The organism is Tsukamurella ocularis (assembly GCF_024807615.1).
GTDB classification, from domain to species: domain Bacteria; phylum Actinomycetota; class Actinomycetes; order Mycobacteriales; family Mycobacteriaceae; genus Tsukamurella; species Tsukamurella ocularis.
The window spans coordinates 622,809-638,468 of record NZ_JANUCJ010000001.1 but is presented as its reverse complement, the minus strand read 5'-3'; the positions used below and the strand labels follow the sequence as shown (position 1 = coordinate 638,468).

Below are 15,660 nucleotides of genomic sequence, written 5' to 3'. Positions count from 1 at the left end.
TGGCGAGGGTGACCCGGGTCACCGCATCCGGCCGGTGCCGCTCCGCGTAATCTCTGGCCAATGAATCGCAGGCGAATCGTCGTCGCCTCCATGGTGGGTACCACCATCGAGTTCTTCGACTTCTACATCTACGCGACCGCAGCAGTGCTGGTCTTCCCCACCCTGTTCTTCCCCAAGGGGGACGACACGGCGGCGCTGCTCGCCTCGTTCGCGACCTTCGGCCTCGCCTTCGCGGCGCGACCCCTCGGCTCGATCCTGTTCGGCCACTTCGGCGACCGGGTGGGCCGCAAGGCGACCCTCGTGGGTTCGCTGCTCACGATGGGCGTCGCGACCTTCCTCATCGGCGTGCTCCCCACCTTCGATCAGGTCGGCTACTGGGCCCCGGCGCTGCTCGCACTGATGCGCTTCGCGCAGGGCCTGGGCCTGGGCGGCGAGTGGTCGGGCGCGGCGCTGCTGGCGACAGAGACCGCCGCGCCGGGTAAGCGCGCCTGGGCGGCGATGTGGCCGCAGCTGGGCGCGCCGTTCGGCTTCTTCCTGGCCAACGGCACCTTCCTGGTGATCATGCAGCTGATGGAGTTCGACTCGAAGACGTCCACCTCGAACCACGCGTTCATGACCTGGGGCTGGCGCATCCCGTTCCTCGCCTCGGCCGTCATGGTGATCGTGGGTCTGTACGTCCGTCTCAAGCTGACCGAGACGCCGGTCTTCGCGAAGGCCGTCAAGGATGGCAAGAAGGTCAAGACGCCGCTCGGCGAGGTGCTCCGCACCGCGTGGCGGCCGCTCATCATCGGCACCTTCGTCATGGTCGCCACCTACACGCTGTTCTACCTGGTCACCACGTGGATCGTTTCCTACGGCACGGGCAAGGTGGTCGACAAGTCGGGCATCAAGCTCGGCATCTCGTACATCGACTTCCTCGAGATGCAACTCATTGCGGTGCTCTTTTTCGCTGTCTTCGTGGCGGTATCCGGCTACTTCGCCGACCGCGTCGGCCGCCGCAAGCTGCTCATCGGCGTGACGATCGCGATCATCCTCTACGGCCTGTCCTTCCAGTGGATCCTCGACCCGTCGACCACCACGCAGGGCACGATGCTCGCCGTCCTCATCGCGGGCCTCACACTCATGGGTCTCACCTTCGGCCCGATGAGCGCCGTCCTCCCGGAGCTCTTCGCCACCAACGTCCGCTACACGGGCAGCGGCATCTCGTACAACTTCGCGTCGATCCTCGGCGCCGCCATCGCGCCGTTCATCGCCACCTGGCTGGTCAGCTCGTACGGCGTCGGCTGGGTGGGCGTCTACCTCGCGCTCGCGGGCGGCGCCACGCTGATTGCCCTCCTCGTGATGCACGAGACGCGCGACGTGGAACTCGACGAGGTGTAGCTCGTGCGGATCCTCATCGTGGGTGCGGGCGCGACGGGCGGGGCGTTCGGCTCCCGCCTGATCGAGGCGGGCCGGGACGTGACCTTCCTGGTCCGGCCGGCCCGGGCCGCGGTACTGCGCCGCGACGGGCTGCGGTTCACCGATCCGGAGGGCACCCGCACGCTCGACATCGCGGTGCTCACGGCCGACGAGCTCGCGGCCGCGCCGCAGGACTTCGACCTGGTGATCCTCACGGTCAAGGCGCCGGCGCTCGACGCCGCGATCGCCGACCTGCGCCCAGCGGTGGGGGAGGGCACCATCGTCCTGCCGATCCTCAACGGGATGGCGCACCTGGGCCGGCTCGAGGCCGCGTTCGGGCCGCGAGTGCTGGGCGCGCTCGCGATGATCGTCGCCACGCTGGACGACGGGGCGGTGGTCCAGATGACCGACTGGTCCGCCCTCACCATCGGCGACGGTGCGCCCGACGTCGCCCGGGCGCTCGACGTGCCCGGCATCCGGCTCGCGGTGAGCGACGACGTCACCGGCGCGCTATGGGCGAAGTGGGCGTTCATCGCGGCCACGGGCATCCTCTGCTGCCTGTTCCGCAGCCCCGTCGGGCCGGTCATCGCCGCGGGCGGCGGGCCGCACGTGCGGGCGATCATCGCGGAGACCGAGGCCGTTGCGGCCGCCGCCGGCCACCCCGTGCCCGCGGAATCCCACGAGCGGACCGCTGCGACGCTGCTGGATCCGGAGTCGGCGATGACCTCCTCGCTCTACCGGGACCTGCTAGCCGGCCTGCCGAACGAAGCCGGGCACATCCTCGGCGACCTCGCGGCGCGCGCCCGCGAGCTGGGCGTGGCGACGCCGCTGTTGGACCTCACGCTGGTGCAGGTCCGGGCGGACGCGGTGCAGCGAGGGTGATCCCTGCCGCCTCGGCGGCCCGACGGTACGCCGCCGCGAGCGTCGGCACGGTCTCGTGGGCGTTGAGCCCGCTCGGGTTCGGTAGCACCCACACCTCCGTTGCGCCGATGGTGCGGTCCTGCGGTCCCGGCACGGCCTTCGGCTCGTGGAAAGCGGTGCGGTAGGCGGTGATCCCGAGGACCGCGAGGATGCGCGGCGCCACCTGGAGCACCCGCTCGACCAGTGCCTCGCCGCCCTCCCGGAGCTCCTCCGCGGTCAGCTCGCTCGCCTTCGCCGTCGCCCGCGGCGCGACGTTGGTGATGCCGATCCCGGCGTCCACCAGCGCGTTCCGGTCGGCGAAGCTCATCCCGTCGGCGGCGTCGATGACGTGGTCGACGATGCCCGCCTCGTACAGCGCCGGGTAGAAGCGGTTGCCCGGCCGGGCGAAGTGCGCGCCCGTCGCCGCGGTCCACAGCCCGGGGTTGATGCCGGAGAACAGCAGCCGGCAGCCGGGACCGATGAGGTCGGGCACCGTCGTATCCGAGTAGGCGAGCAGCTGCTCGCGGGTGAAACCCATGGATACTGCCTACCGGTTCGTGCCCGCGTGGTCCACCTCCCGTGGTCCACTGTCGCCATGACGGTCGACGAACTCCTGGCCCGGCGCGAGATCGAGGACGTGGTGCTGCGGTACTGCCGCGGCATCGATCGCCTCGATCGGGAGGTGGTGCGCGCCTGCTATCACCCGGGCGCCGTCGATCACCACACCGGCTTCGACGGCCCCGTCGAGGAGTACGTGCCCTGGGTGCGCGGGCAGCTGGAGTCGCTCGGCGGCACACACCACCAGATCGGCAACCACCTGTCCGAGATCGCGGGCGACGTCGCGGTGGTCGAGACCTACTGCACCGCAACGCACTGGTCCGCGCCGGACGCCGAGCTGCAGGCCTATCTGACGCTGGGACTGCGCTACGTCGACCGGTTCGAGCGCCGGGACGGGCGGTGGGCGATCGCCGAGCGCTGGGCGGTCACCGACTGGACGCGATGGGAGAAGGACCTGACGGGGCCGCTCGGCGTCCCCGAGGCCGGTCCGCCGCCCGCGCGCGGCGGTCGCGATCCGGTCGACGCGCTGCGGGCTCAGGTGTTCGGGCGCGAGCGCTCGTAGAGCCGCCGCACGACGTCCTCGATGTCGGGCTCGTCGACCGTGAGGTCGCGCACCGTCGCCCGCTCGGCGACGGCCGCGAGCACCTGGGGCAGCGGCGCGCTCAGCTCCAGCCGCTGGCGCAGGCCTCCGCCCTCGCTGGCGAGGTGCCGCGCACCGTCGACCTCGAGATCCGGTGTGGGCCGGTCCAGGTCGAGCACGAGCACGCGCGCCGCGCCGACGGTGCCGACCAGCCCGTCGAGCGTGCCGTCGAAGGCGGTGCGCCCGTGGTCGACGACGAGGATGCGCTCGCACAGCCGCTCCACATCGCCCATGTCGTGCGTGGTGAGCAGCAGCGTGAGGCCGCGCTCGGCGCGCTCGGCGATGAGGAACTCGCGCAGCCGCTGCTTGCTGAGCACGTCGAGGCCGATCGTGGGCTCGTCGAGGATCAGCAGCTCCGGCGAATGGATCAGCGACGCGGCGACTTCGGCCCGCATCCGCTCGCCCAGGCTGAGCTGGCGCACCGGCCGGTCGAGGTACGCGCCCAGCTCCAGCTGCCCGATCAGCCGGTCCGAGCGCTCCTTCGCCACCGCGTCGGGCAGGCGGTGTACGGCGGCCAGGATCTCCAGCGACCTGCCGGTGGGCAGGTCCCACCACAGTTGCGAGCGCTGCCCGAAGACGACGCCCACGCGCCTGGCCACGTCGCGCCGCCGGGCCAGGGGATCGAGCCCGACGGTGCGCACCGTCCCCGACGTGGGCACCAGGATGCCCATGAGCATCTTGATCGTGGTCGACTTCCCGGCGCCGTTCGCGCCGATGTAGCCGACGGACTCGCCCGGCGCGATCCGCAGGTCCAGGTGGTCGACGGCGGTCGTGACGGTCCTGGTACGGCCGTTCCAGCCCCGCTTGACGAAGGTGCGCGTCAGGCCGCGCGTCTCGATGATGTGCTCGGTCATCCGCCCGCTCCCCGGTAGTGCCGCAGTCCCCAGCGCCACGTCGCGCCGGCCAGGAACACCACCCACGCGGTGGCCAGTGGCAGCGCCCACGCCAGCTCCGGCCGGAAGATGCCGTCGCCGGGCAGACCCAGAATGTACAGGGCCGGAAGGTAGCCGGTGAAGGCGAGCGGCAGGACGAATCCGAAGGTCACCTTGATCGCGCCCGGCCAGACCGACGCCGGCTGCGAGGCGGCGTAGCGACCGCCGTAGACGAAGGAGCTGGTGAACTCCGCTCCGTTGACGAGCACGAACTGGAGCCCCGCGGCGATCACGAAGACCGCCGAGTAGATGATCGGCCCGCAGATCAGGGCCAGGGCGAGCATGCCGACGGTGCCCGGGCCCCAGGCGATCGCGTTGTGCGTGAGCGCGTAGCCGAGCGCGAACAGGCTGACCGCGGGCCGGGTGAGCCGGTGGATGCGGATGTCACTGGTCATGAGCTGCAGCAGGATCGGCTGCGGGCGCAGATAGAAGACGTCGATGGTCCCGGCCCGCACGTACCGGGGCAGCTTGTCCAGGTGTCCGAAGAGGATGTCCGCCGCGCAGAAGGAGAGATCGGCGAGCGCGAAGACCAGAAGCACCGCGGAGAAGGTGAGGCCGCCGATGATCTTCGCGTTGTGGAACAGTAGCCACACCTCGGCGAGCTCGACGAGGCCGAGCAGCAGCGCCGCGAACAGGTCCATCGCGAGTGAAGCGCGGTAGCTCACCTGCGCCTGCACGCGCGAGCTCAGCACCGCGCGGTACGGCGCGAGCGGGCCGGGACGGGTTTGGGCGGCGGTGTCAGCCACCCTGCACCTCCAGACGGCGGCGGCCCGCCGCCGTGAGCAGTCCGCCCACTGCGAGCACCGCGACCGTCCACCCCGCCTGGATCCCCACGGCGGTCAGGCCCGCCGCGGCGTCGATGCGCCCGGACAGGATGTCGCACGGCGGCATGAGGATCCACCCGAACGGCGTGAACTCAGCGATCCGGGCCAGCCAGCCGGGAAACAGGCCCACCGGCACGAACATGCCCATGAGGAACGTGCCCGCGACGACGTAGAACATCTGGATGCCGCGCGTGTCCACGACCCAGAAGCCGAGGATCTGCACGCAGTAGAGCAGCGCCTGTGCCAGGGCGATCGACAGCACGACGCTGACGGCGGCGAGCGGGTAGGCGGCGGACTCGCTCGCCCACGCCATCATCGAGGTCGCGACACCGATCGCCGCGAGGGGCAGGGCCCGCGGGATCAGGGAGTAGACCGCGCCGCCGAGCACGGTCGCCAGCGTGGCGAACTGCACATTGAGCGGTCGGAGGAAGTCGACGGCGATGTCGCCGGTGCGGATCCGCTCGGCGAGGGACCCGTCGCCGCCGAAGGCGCCGATCGCCGTGAGCATGCCCTGCGACAGGAAGATGTAGCTGACCATCAGCTCCGGCGTGTACCCGCCCGCGACGCCGCCAGCGCCGGCGAGCGTCGCGAGCAGGATCGCCATCTTGACGAAGCCGAAGACGGCGTTGGTGAACACGCCGGCGGCCGCCGCGCCCAGATACGTGGACTGCTGGCGGAATCCGGCCACGGTCAGGCGGACGTAGGGGCGGAGAACGGCGAGGAGGGCGGCACGCCCGGGAACTGCGGCCGCGGTGGTCGACGACACAGCTACCGGACGTTACCGCCCTCGTCAGTCGGCTGCTAGCTCTTTTGCTTGCGGATGTTCTCGAACACGCTGGGATCGACCAGCGTCGACGTGTCGCCCAGCTCGCGGCCCTCGGCCACGTCGCGGAGCAGGCGGCGCATGATCTTGCCGGAGCGGGTCTTCGGCAGCTCGGGCACGATGTTGATCTCGCGCGGCTTGGCGATCGGCGAGATGTCCTTCGAGACCTGCGCCGTCATCTCGGCGATGAGCTTGTCCGGGTCCGAGTCGTCGACGCCCTGGCGCAGGATGACGAACGCCGCGATGGCCTGGCCCGTGGTCGCGTCGGAGGCGCCGACGACGGCCGCCTCGGCCACGGCGGGGTGCCCGACGAGCGCCGATTCGACCTCGGCGGTCGAGATGCGGTGGCCGGAGATGTTCATGACGTCGTCGACGCGGCCCAGCACCCAGAGGGCGCCGTCCTCGTCGTACCGCGCACCGTCGCCGGCGAAGTACCAGCCCTGATCGGCGTAGCGTGACCAGTAGGTGTCCACGAAGCGCTCCGGGTCGCCCCAGATGCCGCGCAGCATGGCCGGCCAGGGCTCGTCGAGCACGAGCAGGCCGGATTCGCCGCGGGGCAGGGTGTTCCCATCGTCGTCGACGATGTTGGCGCTGATGCCGGGGACGGGCTCCATCGCCGAGCCGGGCTTGAGCGTGGTGGTGCCGGGGAGCGGCGCGACCATCGCGGCGCCGGTCTCCGTCTGCCACCAGGTGTCGACGATCGGGGCCGTGCCGGCGCCGATGACGTCGCGGTACCAGCGCCAGGCCTCGGGATTGATCGGCTCGCCCACCGAGCCGAGCACGCGGATCGAGCTCAGGTCGTGCGCGTCGGGGATCTCGCGTCCCCACTTCATGAACGTGCGCACCAGCGTGGGCGCGATGTAGTAGATCGAGACGCCGTACCTCTCGATGATCTCGAAGTGGCGGTGCTCGTTCGGCGAGTTCGGGGTGCCCTCGTAGACGATCTGTGTGGCGCCGTTGGCGAGCGGCCCGTAGACGATGTAGGTGTGGCCGGTGACCCAGCCGATATCGGCCGTGCACCAGTACACATCCTTCTCCGGCTTGAGGTCGAAGAGGTAGTAGTGCGTGTACGCGGCCTGGGTCAGGTAGCCGCCCGAGCTGTGCACGATGCCCTTCGGCTTGCCCGTGGTGCCCGACGTGTACAGCAGGAACAGGGGGTGCTCGGCGTCGAAAGCCTCGGGGGTGTGCCCCGACGATGCCGCGCCCACCGACTCGTGCCACCAGACGTCGCGGTCGTGCCAGTCGATGTCGTTCTTGCAGCGCTGGACGACGATGACCTTCTCGACCGACGTGGCCGTCGCGCCGTCGATGTCCATGTCGAGCGCCTCGTCGACATTGGCCTTGAGCGGCGTCGGCTTGCCGCGGCGGAACTGGCCGTCGGTGGTGATGACGACCTTCGCCTCGGCGTCGTCGACGCGCGAGCGCAGCGCGGTGGCGGAGAAGCCGCCGAAGACCACGGAGTGCGTCAGGCCCAGGCGCGCGCACGCCAGCATGGCGACGATGGCCTCGGGCACCATCGGCATGTAGATCGCGACCCGGTCGCCGGGCTGCAGGCCGATCGAGCTCAGGTAGTTGGCCGCGCGGCTGACCTCGTCCTTGAGGTCGTTGTAGGTGAGGTCGCGGCTGTCTCCGGGCTCGCCGATCCAATGGATCGCGACGCGATCGCCGTTGCCCGCCTCGACGTGGCGGTCGACGCAGTTGTACGCGACGTTGAGCCTGCCGCCCACGAACCACTTGGCGAAGGGGGCGCCGCTCCAGTCCAGGACCTCGCCGAACGGGGTGTCCCAGTGCAGCCGGTTCGCCTGCTCCGCCCAGAACCCGAGACGGTCCGTTTCGGCACGGTCGTACAGGTCACGCCCCTGCGTGTTGGCCTGAGCTGCGAATTCAGCGGAGGGCGGGTAGGCGGCTGTCGCGGAATCAGTCATGGGTCAATCGTAGGGATCCCGCCACGACCCGAACAGAGCTTTCCCGAATCTGGGGCGTGGCGCAGCGGGGTTGCACGGGGTTGCCCTCCGCTTATACCCCGAGGCGACGATGTTCGGGCCGGACTCGCCGCGAGCGGGCCCGGCGGCGCGCATTGCCGGGACAGAGTACTGAGGTGCGCTTAAAGTGCTGAGCACTGAACTGGCCAACTCCGGCGGAGGTAGTTGTGAGAATACGAAGTAAGCGGTGGTCGACGACGCGGGCGATCCTCGCGGCGACGGTCGCCGCGAGCCTGGCGGTGTCCGGGTGCAGCATGGACGGCGCGCGAACCGTCAACAAGACGGGGCCGGACGCGGTGATCCGCGCGTTCGCCGGTGAGCCTCAGAACGGGCTGGTCCCCACGGACACGAACGAGCAGATGGGCGGGCGCATGCTGCGTGCGCTCTTCACCGGGCTGTACGAGTATCAGGCCGACGGCACCGCGCAGCTGGCGAATGCAGAGTCGGTCGACACGACGGACAACAAGCACTTCACCGTCAAACTCAAGCGTGACTGGAAGTTCACCGACGGAACGCCGGTGAAGGCGTCGAACTACGTGCGCGCCTGGAACTTCGGTGCCAACGTCAAGAACCTGCAGAAGCAGCAGGACTTCTTTGCCGCCATCGACGGTTTCGAGGACGTGGCCAAGAAGGGCTCCACCGTCGAGGATATGCGCGGTCTGAAGGTGATCGACGATTACACCTTCACGGTCGACCTGACGGAGCCGAACATCGACTTCAAACTGAGCCTGGGGCACTACCCCTTCATGCCCCTTCCCGACGTCTTCTTCACCGAGGGCAAGGACAAATTCGGTCAGAGCCCGATCGGCAACGGTCAGTACAAGATGACCCAGTGGCGGCACAACGTTCAGGCGGACTTCGTCCGCAACGATGACTACAAGGGCGAGAAGCCGAAGAACGGCGGACTGTCGTTCGTCCTGTACGCAACCCAGGACGCGGCGTACGCCGACCTCGAGTCGGGCAACCTCGACGTGATGGAGATCCTGCCGCCCAGCGCGCAACGCTCCTACAAGAAGGTCCTCGGGAACCGCGCCATGGAGCGGTCCACGGCACAGACCCAAGCCTTCTCCATCCCCGAGTACCTCGATCACTTCAGGAACGACGAGGAGGGTCGGCTCCGACGCCAGGCGATCTCGATGTCGATCGACCGACAACTGATCATCGACAAGGTGTTCTTCGGTTCGCGTAAACCGGCCCTGGAGTTCACCGCACGGTCGATCCCCGGGTGGGACCCGAACATCCCGGGCAACGACACCGTGAAGTACAACCCTGAGAAGGCGAAGCAACTCTGGGCGCAGGCGAACACCATCCGGCCCTGGAGCGGGACGTTGCCGATCGCCTACAACACTGACGGCGGTCATCAGACGTGGGTCGAGGCGGTGACCAACCAGATCAAGAACACCCTCGGTATCGAGGCCATCGGCAAGCCCTACGCCACGTTCAAGCAGATCCGGACCGAGGTCACTGCGAGGTCTCTCACGTCCGCTGCGCGTACGGGCTGGCAGGCGGACTACCCGTCGTTGCTCAACTTCCTCGGCCCGCAGTATCTGAGCACGGGAAGTTCGAACGATCCGGTGTACGACAACCCGGAGTACGACGCGAAGATCCGTGCTGCGGAGCAGGTGATCGATCCGGCCGCTTCGAACAGGCTTGCCAACGAAGCGCAGCAGATCCTTCTGCGTGACCTGCCCGTCGTGCCCCTGTGGGACTACTTCGCGGTCGGAGCCCGCGGTGAGGGCGTGCAGTCTTCGCTGACGTGGAACGGCGAGGCCGACTACGCGAACACCACAAAGGAGTAACAGAAAATGCTGCGATATCTCCTCAGTCGAATCGGGCAGCTGGTGATCGTCTTCTTCGGAGCCACCCTGCTCATCTACGCGTTGGTCTTCCTCATTCCGGACGACCCGATCGCGGCGCTCGGCGGCGACCGCCAGCTCCCACCCGAGGTGGTTGAGGGCTTGCGCGCGCAATACCACCTCGACCAGCCCTTCCTGGTGCAGTACTGGTACTACATCCGGGGCGTCTTCTCGCTCGACTTCGGCACCTCCTTCTCCGGGCAGCCGGTATGGGACGTGATGAAGCGGGCCTTCCCCGTCACGGTGAACCTCGCGCTCATCGCACTGGTGGTGGAAGCCGTGCTCGGCATCTTCTTCGGCGTGATCGCCGGCCTGAAGAAGGGCAAGCTCTTCGATACGTCGATCCTGTTCGTCTCGCTGATCATCATCGCGGTGCCGATCTTCGTGCTCGGGTTCATCGCCCAGTTCGTCTTCGGCGTGAAACTGCAGTGGTTCCCGGTCACCGTCGGCGGCAACCTGGACTTCTATCACCTGCTGCTACCAGGCATCGTGCTCGGTCTGGTTTCCTTCGCGTACGTCGTGCGGCTCACCCGATCGCAGGTCTCGCAGAACCTCACCGCCGACTACGTGCGGACCGCGACGGCCAAGGGCCTGCCGCGCTCGCGCGTCGTGCTGGTGCACGTGCTGCGGAACTCACTCATTCCGGTGGTCACCTTCCTGGGCGCCGACATCGGCGCGCTGATGGGCGGCGCGCTCGTCACCGAGGGCATCTTCAACATCCCCGGCGTCGGCGGCACGATCTACCAGGCGGTGATTCGTGGTGAGGCGCCGACGGTCGTCTCCTTCGTCACGGTTCTGATTCTGATCTATCTCATCTCCAACGTGGTGGTCGACCTGCTCTACGCCGCCCTCGACCCGAGGATCCGCTATGCCTGACAATCACACCTATCCCGGACAGGAACGCTTCGTTGCCGCAGCCGACGACGTCGTGGTCGGCGCGATCGACGCTGTCGACCAGAAGACTCAGCCGGCCGGCTTCTGGAAGACCGCATGGATCGAACTACGCGCCAAAAAGCTGTTCTGGGTGTGCGTCGCTTTGCTGACGCTGATCGTGCTGGTCGTGCTCTTTCCCAGTGTCTTCGCCTTCGGCAAGGATCCCTACTTCGCGTCGTTGGATCGCTCACTGCTCCCGCCGAGCAGCGAGTTCTGGTTCGGCACCGATCTGCAGGGCCACGACATTTTCGCGCGTACGATCTACGGCGCTCGGGCGTCGGTCATCGTGGGGGTGCTCACCACCGCGGCGGTGGTCGTCGTCGGCGGCTTGCTCGGCGCTACCGCCGGGTTCTACGGTGGCTGGCTCGACTCGCTGATCGCGCGGCTGTCGGACGTCTTCTTCGGCGTGCCGCTCATGCTGGCGGCCGTCGTCGTGATGCAGATGGTCAGTTCGCGCACCGTGTACTCCGTGGTGCTGGTACTTGCGATCTTCAGCTGGCCGCAGATCGCCCGCATCGCGCGGTCGGCGGCGATCTCGATCCGCAACGAGGAGTACATCGACGCCTCGAAGTCCTTGGGTGCCTCCAAGGTCCGCACGCTGTTCACGCACGTGATTCCGAACTGCCTCGGGCCCGTGATCGTGGTCGCCACCGTCGCGCTCGGTATCTACATCGTCACGGAGGCCACGCTGTCGTACCTCGGTATCGGACTCCCGACGACTGAGGTCTCGTGGGGCATGGACATCTCCGCGGGACAGACACTCCTGCGTGAGGGCACGCCCATCCTGTTCTATCCGGCCGCTGCGCTGGCCATTACTGTTCTCACGTTCATGATGCTCGGTGACGTCCTGAGCGACGCACTCGATCCGAAGGCGAGGAAGCGCTGATGTCCGACGAGCACGAGCATGGCCTGAGCGAGGTCAAGGACAAGGTCGCCTCGGCGCACGGTAGTTCGCCGTCGCCGCTCCTCGAGATCCGCGACCTGGTCGTGGAATTCGAGGTCCAGGGCAAGCCGGTTCCCGCGGTCCGGGGCGCCAATCTCACGGTCTACCCGGGTCAGACGGTTGCGATCGTCGGCGAGTCCGGTTCGGGCAAGTCCACCACGGCCGCGGCCGTGATGGGCCTGCTGCAGGGCACCGGCACAGTGGCGAGCGGGCAGATCGTCTTCGACGGTCAGGACCTGTCGAAGGCCTCCGAGAAGGACTTCCAGAAGATCCGCGGCAACGGCATCGGCCTGGTCCCGCAGGACCCGAACACGAACCTGAATCCATTGTGGCGCGTGGGATTTCAGATCCGAGAGACCCTCAAGGCCAACAATGCCGAGGAGGGCGACGCCAAGAAGCGGGCGATCGCGCTGCTCGCCGAGGCCGGGATGAAGGATCCGGACAAGCGGGTGAACCAGTACCCGCACGAGTTCTCGGGCGGCATGAAGCAGCGCGCGCTCATCGCGATCGGACTGGCCTGCCGGCCGAAGCTGCTCATCGCCGACGAGCCGACCTCGGCGCTCGACGTCACGGTGCAGCGGCAGATCCTCGATCACCTGGACACGCTCACCTCCGACCTCGGCACCGCGGTGCTGCTCATCACGCACGACCTGGGGTTGGCCGCCGAGCGTGCGAGCCACCTCGTCGTGATGTACAAGGGCCGCGTCGTGGAATCCGGTCCCGCGCTCGAGATCCTGCAGGATCCGCAGCACGAGTACACCAGGCGCTTGGTGTCGGCGGCGCCGTCGCTCTCGGCCCACCGGGCCGAGATCCCGCCGGTCGCGGCCGCGGTGACGCACGTCGTGGAGGCGGGTGCCGACGGCGCGGACGTCGCACTGGAGACGGTCAAGGCCGAGCTCCGGGATTCCGCGGCGAAGGGTCCGGCGGAGGTCGTGGTCGCCGCGAACCTGGTGAAGGACTTCCCGATCCGCGGCTCGCTGCCCTTCCAGAGCAGCGATTTCCGTGCCGTCGACGACGTCAGTTTCACCATGCTGCGGGGGACGACGACCGCGGTGGTCGGCGAGTCCGGATCGGGCAAGTCGACGGTGGCACGCATGGTGCTCGGTCTCCTCGAACCGACGAGCGGCACCGTCGAATTCGACGGCCGGGACGTGACCACCCTCCGTGGGGCGGAGGCGAAGGCGTTCCGGCGCCGGGTGCAGCCCGTCTTCCAGAACCCGTACGGCTCCCTGGATCCGATGTACTCGATCTACCGGGCGATCACCGAGCCGCTGGTGGTGCACGGCATCGGCGACAAGGCCTCGCGTGTGGACCGTGCGAAGGAACTGCTCGAGATGGTGGCGCTACCGGTGGACACCATGCACCGCTACCCGAACGAGCTGTCGGGCGGGCAGCGGCAGCGCGTCGCCATCGCGCGGGCATTGGCACTCAACCCCGAGGTCATCGTTCTCGACGAGGCGGTCTCCGCACTCGACGTGCTGGTGCAGGCGCAGATCCTGAACTTGCTCGAGGGTCTGCAGCAGGAGCTGGGGCTGACGTACCTGTTCATCACGCACGACCTGGCGGTGGTCAAGCAGATCGCGCACCAGACGCTCGTGATGGCGGGTGGCAAGGTGATGGAGCAGGGCCCGACGGATCAGGTCTACGACAACCCGTCGTCGGACTACACGCGCAGGCTGATCGAGGCGATCCCCGGCGGCTCCATCGAGCTAGCGGGCTGACCGGCAGGGACGCGCGGCGCGCGGGCTAGGGTGGGTCGTGTGACCGACCCGCTGAGCCCGCTCGTCGCCGTCCCCGCCGTCGCGGAGGCGGCCGCCGCCGCGCGCGAGGCGCTCGCGAAGGTGCACCGTCATCCCGCGAACCGCAGGGAGTGGCGAGCGACCGCCACGGAATCGTCGCTGCGCGGTGCCCGCGCCTCGGCGGCCCTCGACGGCGCGGCCGTGGCGCTGAGCCGGGACGAGCTGATCAATGATCCGGTGCTCGCGGGGGCGATGCGGGCTTACCAGGCGATCGACGGCGATCTGCTCGACGCCTCGGTCGGCGTGTGGAGGCGCGCGCCGCTCCAGGTGCTCGCCCGGCTGCACACCCTGGCGGCGGCGGACCTCGTCGACGGCGACGACTCCCGCCTCGGCCGGCCCCGCGCCGGCGCGGGAGAGCGACTCGGGCTGCTGGCGCAGCTCGTGACCGGCGGCACGGAGGCCCCCGCACCTGTGCTCGCGGCGATCGTGCACGGGGAGCTGCTCTCGCTTCGGCCCTTCGAGGTCGCCGATGGCGTGGTCGCCCGTGCCGCGTCGCGGCTGGTGACGGTGGCGTCCGGCCTCGATCCGCACGCGCTCGGCATCCCCGAGACCACGTGGCTGAAGTTCGCGCCCAGCTACGCCGACGCCGCGGACGCGTTCGGGATGGGCGAGCCCGACGGCGTGGTGGCGTGGGTGGTCCTGTGCTGTCAGGCGTTGGAGGCCGGAGGCAGGGAGGCATTGGCGCTCGCGGAGCGCTGACCTCGGAACCAGCTGCTGCGGTCCGGCATCCGACAGCATTGTGCCCGGACATGCGCAACGGCGACCCGGCCTGCGCTGAGGAAGGGCACTCGCGGTGCCTTCCTCAGAACGGGTCCGAATCGCCGTTCGCTAGCACGGATCCCGGTTACCAAGCGTGCGTGAGGGTGGGCTGTATTACGGCCTCGGCGTTCACCGGTGGAGAGATCCACTATCCGCGGATCTTGTGCTGACCACTGAAATTCCCCGGTGACGCAGGCTCACAGCGCTTTCCGCCATAGGTGGCGAGCTCCGCGTGGGTGCCTGGTGTCCGTGCTGGGAGCCTTGACGCTCAGGAATCCTCGACCTTCTCTTCCGGTGAGGATTTGGCTTTGCGCCGCTCCGTGACTCCTTTCTACCCTGTGAGCGGCGTCACAGCAAGGGGTAGACGGGAAATTTCTCGGACCAGTTGCTACCGGTCGGTATCAGTGCTTCTTATGGTGCAGCACAAGGTAAGTCGCGATACCGGCGCCCGCGGCGACCACGCCGAGGCCCGCGCTGGCGAGGACGGATTTGCGCGACGGTGTGGGTATCCGGTCGCGCAACGGTGTGGGGTTCGAGAACGAGACGACGGGCCAGCCGCGCTCCGCGGCCTCCTTGCGCAGCCCGCGATCGGGGTTGACCGCGGTAGGGTGCCCGACTGCGGCGAGCATAGGTACGTCGGTGATCGAATCCGAGTAGGCGAAGCACTGTTCGAGGTCGTAGCCGTGCTCAGCCGCGAGCGCCTCCATGGCGACGACCTTGTTCTGTCCGTAGCAGTAGAACTCGACCTCGCCGGCGTACTTGCCGTCCTCGACCTTCATCTTCGATGCCACCGAGTAGTCGGCGCCGAGCATCTCGGCGATGGGGCTCACCATCTCCTCGCCGGAGGCCGAGACGATGACCACGTCGTGCCCGCGTGCGTGGTGCCCGGCGATGAGTTCCGAGGCTTCCGCGAAGACGAGCGGGTTCACCACGTCGTGCAGCGCTTCACGGACGATCGAGGTCACCTGTTCGACGTTCCAGCCCTCGCACATCTGCGTGAGGTGGTCGCGCATGCGTTCCATCTGGTCGTGGTCGGCGGCCGTGAGCATCATGAGGAACTGTGCGTAGCTCGACTTGAGGACGGCACGGCGGTTGAGCAGCCCCTCGTCGAAAAAGGGACGTGAGAAGGCCAGCGCGGACGATTTCGCGATGATCGTCTTGTCCAGGTCGAAGAAGGCGGCGACCCGGCGCACCGGGGCCTCGTCGGGCGCGGTAGGGCTCACACCAATCAGCGTACCGGTGTCACACCGCTGCGCACCCTGCAAGAGCGCACCCTGGATTCCTCCACACCTTTTTCGAATTGGACAGCGTCA

General features: G+C 68.4%; 14 protein-coding genes. 8 read left to right on the top strand and 6 right to left on the bottom strand.

Annotated features, from left to right (window positions below):
• Positions 1-60 precede the first annotated feature (60 nt).
• Positions 61-1,380, top strand: a complete 1,320-nt coding sequence (locus HNP44_RS03180; RefSeq protein ID WP_259141493.1) for an MFS transporter — start codon at positions 61-63, stop codon at positions 1,378-1,380.
• Between the two features lie 3 nt (positions 1,381-1,383).
• Positions 1,384-2,280: a 2-dehydropantoate 2-reductase gene (locus HNP44_RS03175; protein WP_259141494.1), complete on the top strand. Its 897-nt coding sequence runs from the start codon at positions 1,384-1,386 to the stop codon at positions 2,278-2,280.
• Here HNP44_RS03175 and mug read toward each other — a convergent pair.
• A complete protein-coding gene (mug, locus tag HNP44_RS03170) occupies positions 2,237-2,836 on the bottom strand; it encodes a G/U mismatch-specific DNA glycosylase (RefSeq protein ID WP_259141495.1) in 600 nt (199 codons plus the stop codon). The genes HNP44_RS03175 and mug overlap by 44 nt on opposite strands.
• 57 nt (positions 2,837-2,893) lie before the next feature.
• On the opposite strand from mug, the gene HNP44_RS03165 reads away from it, so the two are divergent.
• A complete protein-coding gene (locus HNP44_RS03165) occupies positions 2,894-3,418 on the top strand; it encodes a nuclear transport factor 2 family protein (protein ID WP_259141496.1) in 525 nt (174 codons plus the stop codon).
• Here the strand turns inward: HNP44_RS03165 and HNP44_RS03160 are convergent.
• From HNP44_RS03160 to acs, 4 genes are read right to left on the bottom strand one after another with little or no spacing between them, the layout of a single operon-like run.
• Positions 3,391-4,350, bottom strand: a complete 960-nt coding sequence (locus HNP44_RS03160; RefSeq protein ID WP_259141497.1) for an ABC transporter ATP-binding protein — start codon at positions 4,348-4,350, stop codon at positions 3,391-3,393. The genes HNP44_RS03165 and HNP44_RS03160 overlap by 28 nt on opposite strands.
• The gene (locus tag HNP44_RS03155; RefSeq protein WP_259141498.1) at positions 4,347-5,174 is read right to left on the bottom strand and encodes an ABC transporter permease; all 828 of its coding nucleotides are present in this window, start codon (positions 5,172-5,174) and stop codon (positions 4,347-4,349) included. Before HNP44_RS03155 ends, HNP44_RS03160 begins: the two co-directional genes overlap by 4 nt.
• The gene (locus tag HNP44_RS03150; protein ID WP_259141499.1) at positions 5,167-6,018 is read right to left on the bottom strand and encodes an ABC transporter permease; all 852 of its coding nucleotides are present in this window, start codon (positions 6,016-6,018) and stop codon (positions 5,167-5,169) included. The genes HNP44_RS03155 and HNP44_RS03150 overlap by 8 nt, the downstream gene beginning before the upstream one ends.
• A gap of 35 nt (positions 6,019-6,053) precedes the next feature.
• A complete protein-coding gene (gene acs / locus HNP44_RS03145) occupies positions 6,054-8,000 on the bottom strand; it encodes an acetate--CoA ligase (protein ID WP_259141500.1) in 1,947 nt (648 codons plus the stop codon).
• Positions 8,001-8,224: 224 nt separating this feature from the next.
• Here acs and HNP44_RS03140 point away from each other — a divergent pair, with 224 nt between their 5' ends.
• The 5 genes from HNP44_RS03140 to HNP44_RS03120 are packed head-to-tail and all read left to right on the top strand — an operon-like array spanning position 8,225 to position 14,287.
• Positions 8,225-9,856 carry a peptide ABC transporter substrate-binding protein gene (locus HNP44_RS03140; protein ID WP_259141501.1) on the top strand — a complete coding sequence of 544 codons (1,632 nt, stop codon included), beginning with the start codon at positions 8,225-8,227 and terminating at the stop codon, positions 9,854-9,856.
• A 6-nt stretch (positions 9,857-9,862) separates the two neighbouring features.
• The gene (locus HNP44_RS03135; RefSeq protein ID WP_259141502.1) at positions 9,863-10,789 is read left to right on the top strand and encodes an ABC transporter permease; all 927 of its coding nucleotides are present in this window, start codon (positions 9,863-9,865) and stop codon (positions 10,787-10,789) included.
• Entirely contained in the window at positions 10,782-11,732 is a 951-nt protein-coding gene (locus tag HNP44_RS03130; protein ID WP_259141503.1) for an ABC transporter permease, read from the top strand. The genes HNP44_RS03135 and HNP44_RS03130 overlap by 8 nt, the downstream gene beginning before the upstream one ends.
• A complete protein-coding gene (locus tag HNP44_RS03125) occupies positions 11,732-13,510 on the top strand; it encodes a dipeptide ABC transporter ATP-binding protein (protein WP_259141504.1) in 1,779 nt (592 codons plus the stop codon). Before HNP44_RS03130 ends, HNP44_RS03125 begins: the two co-directional genes overlap by 1 nt.
• 39 nt (positions 13,511-13,549) lie before the next feature.
• Positions 13,550-14,287, top strand: coding sequence for an oxidoreductase (locus HNP44_RS03120; protein WP_259141505.1), 738 nt, complete (start codon positions 13,550-13,552; stop codon positions 14,285-14,287).
• A gap of 461 nt (positions 14,288-14,748) precedes the next feature.
• Here HNP44_RS03120 and HNP44_RS03115 read toward each other — a convergent pair whose 3' ends face one another.
• Positions 14,749-15,579 carry an HAD family hydrolase gene (locus HNP44_RS03115; RefSeq protein WP_259141702.1) on the bottom strand — a complete coding sequence of 277 codons (831 nt, stop codon included), beginning with the start codon at positions 15,577-15,579 and terminating at the stop codon, positions 14,749-14,751.
• Between the last annotated feature and the right edge of the window lie 81 nt (positions 15,580-15,660).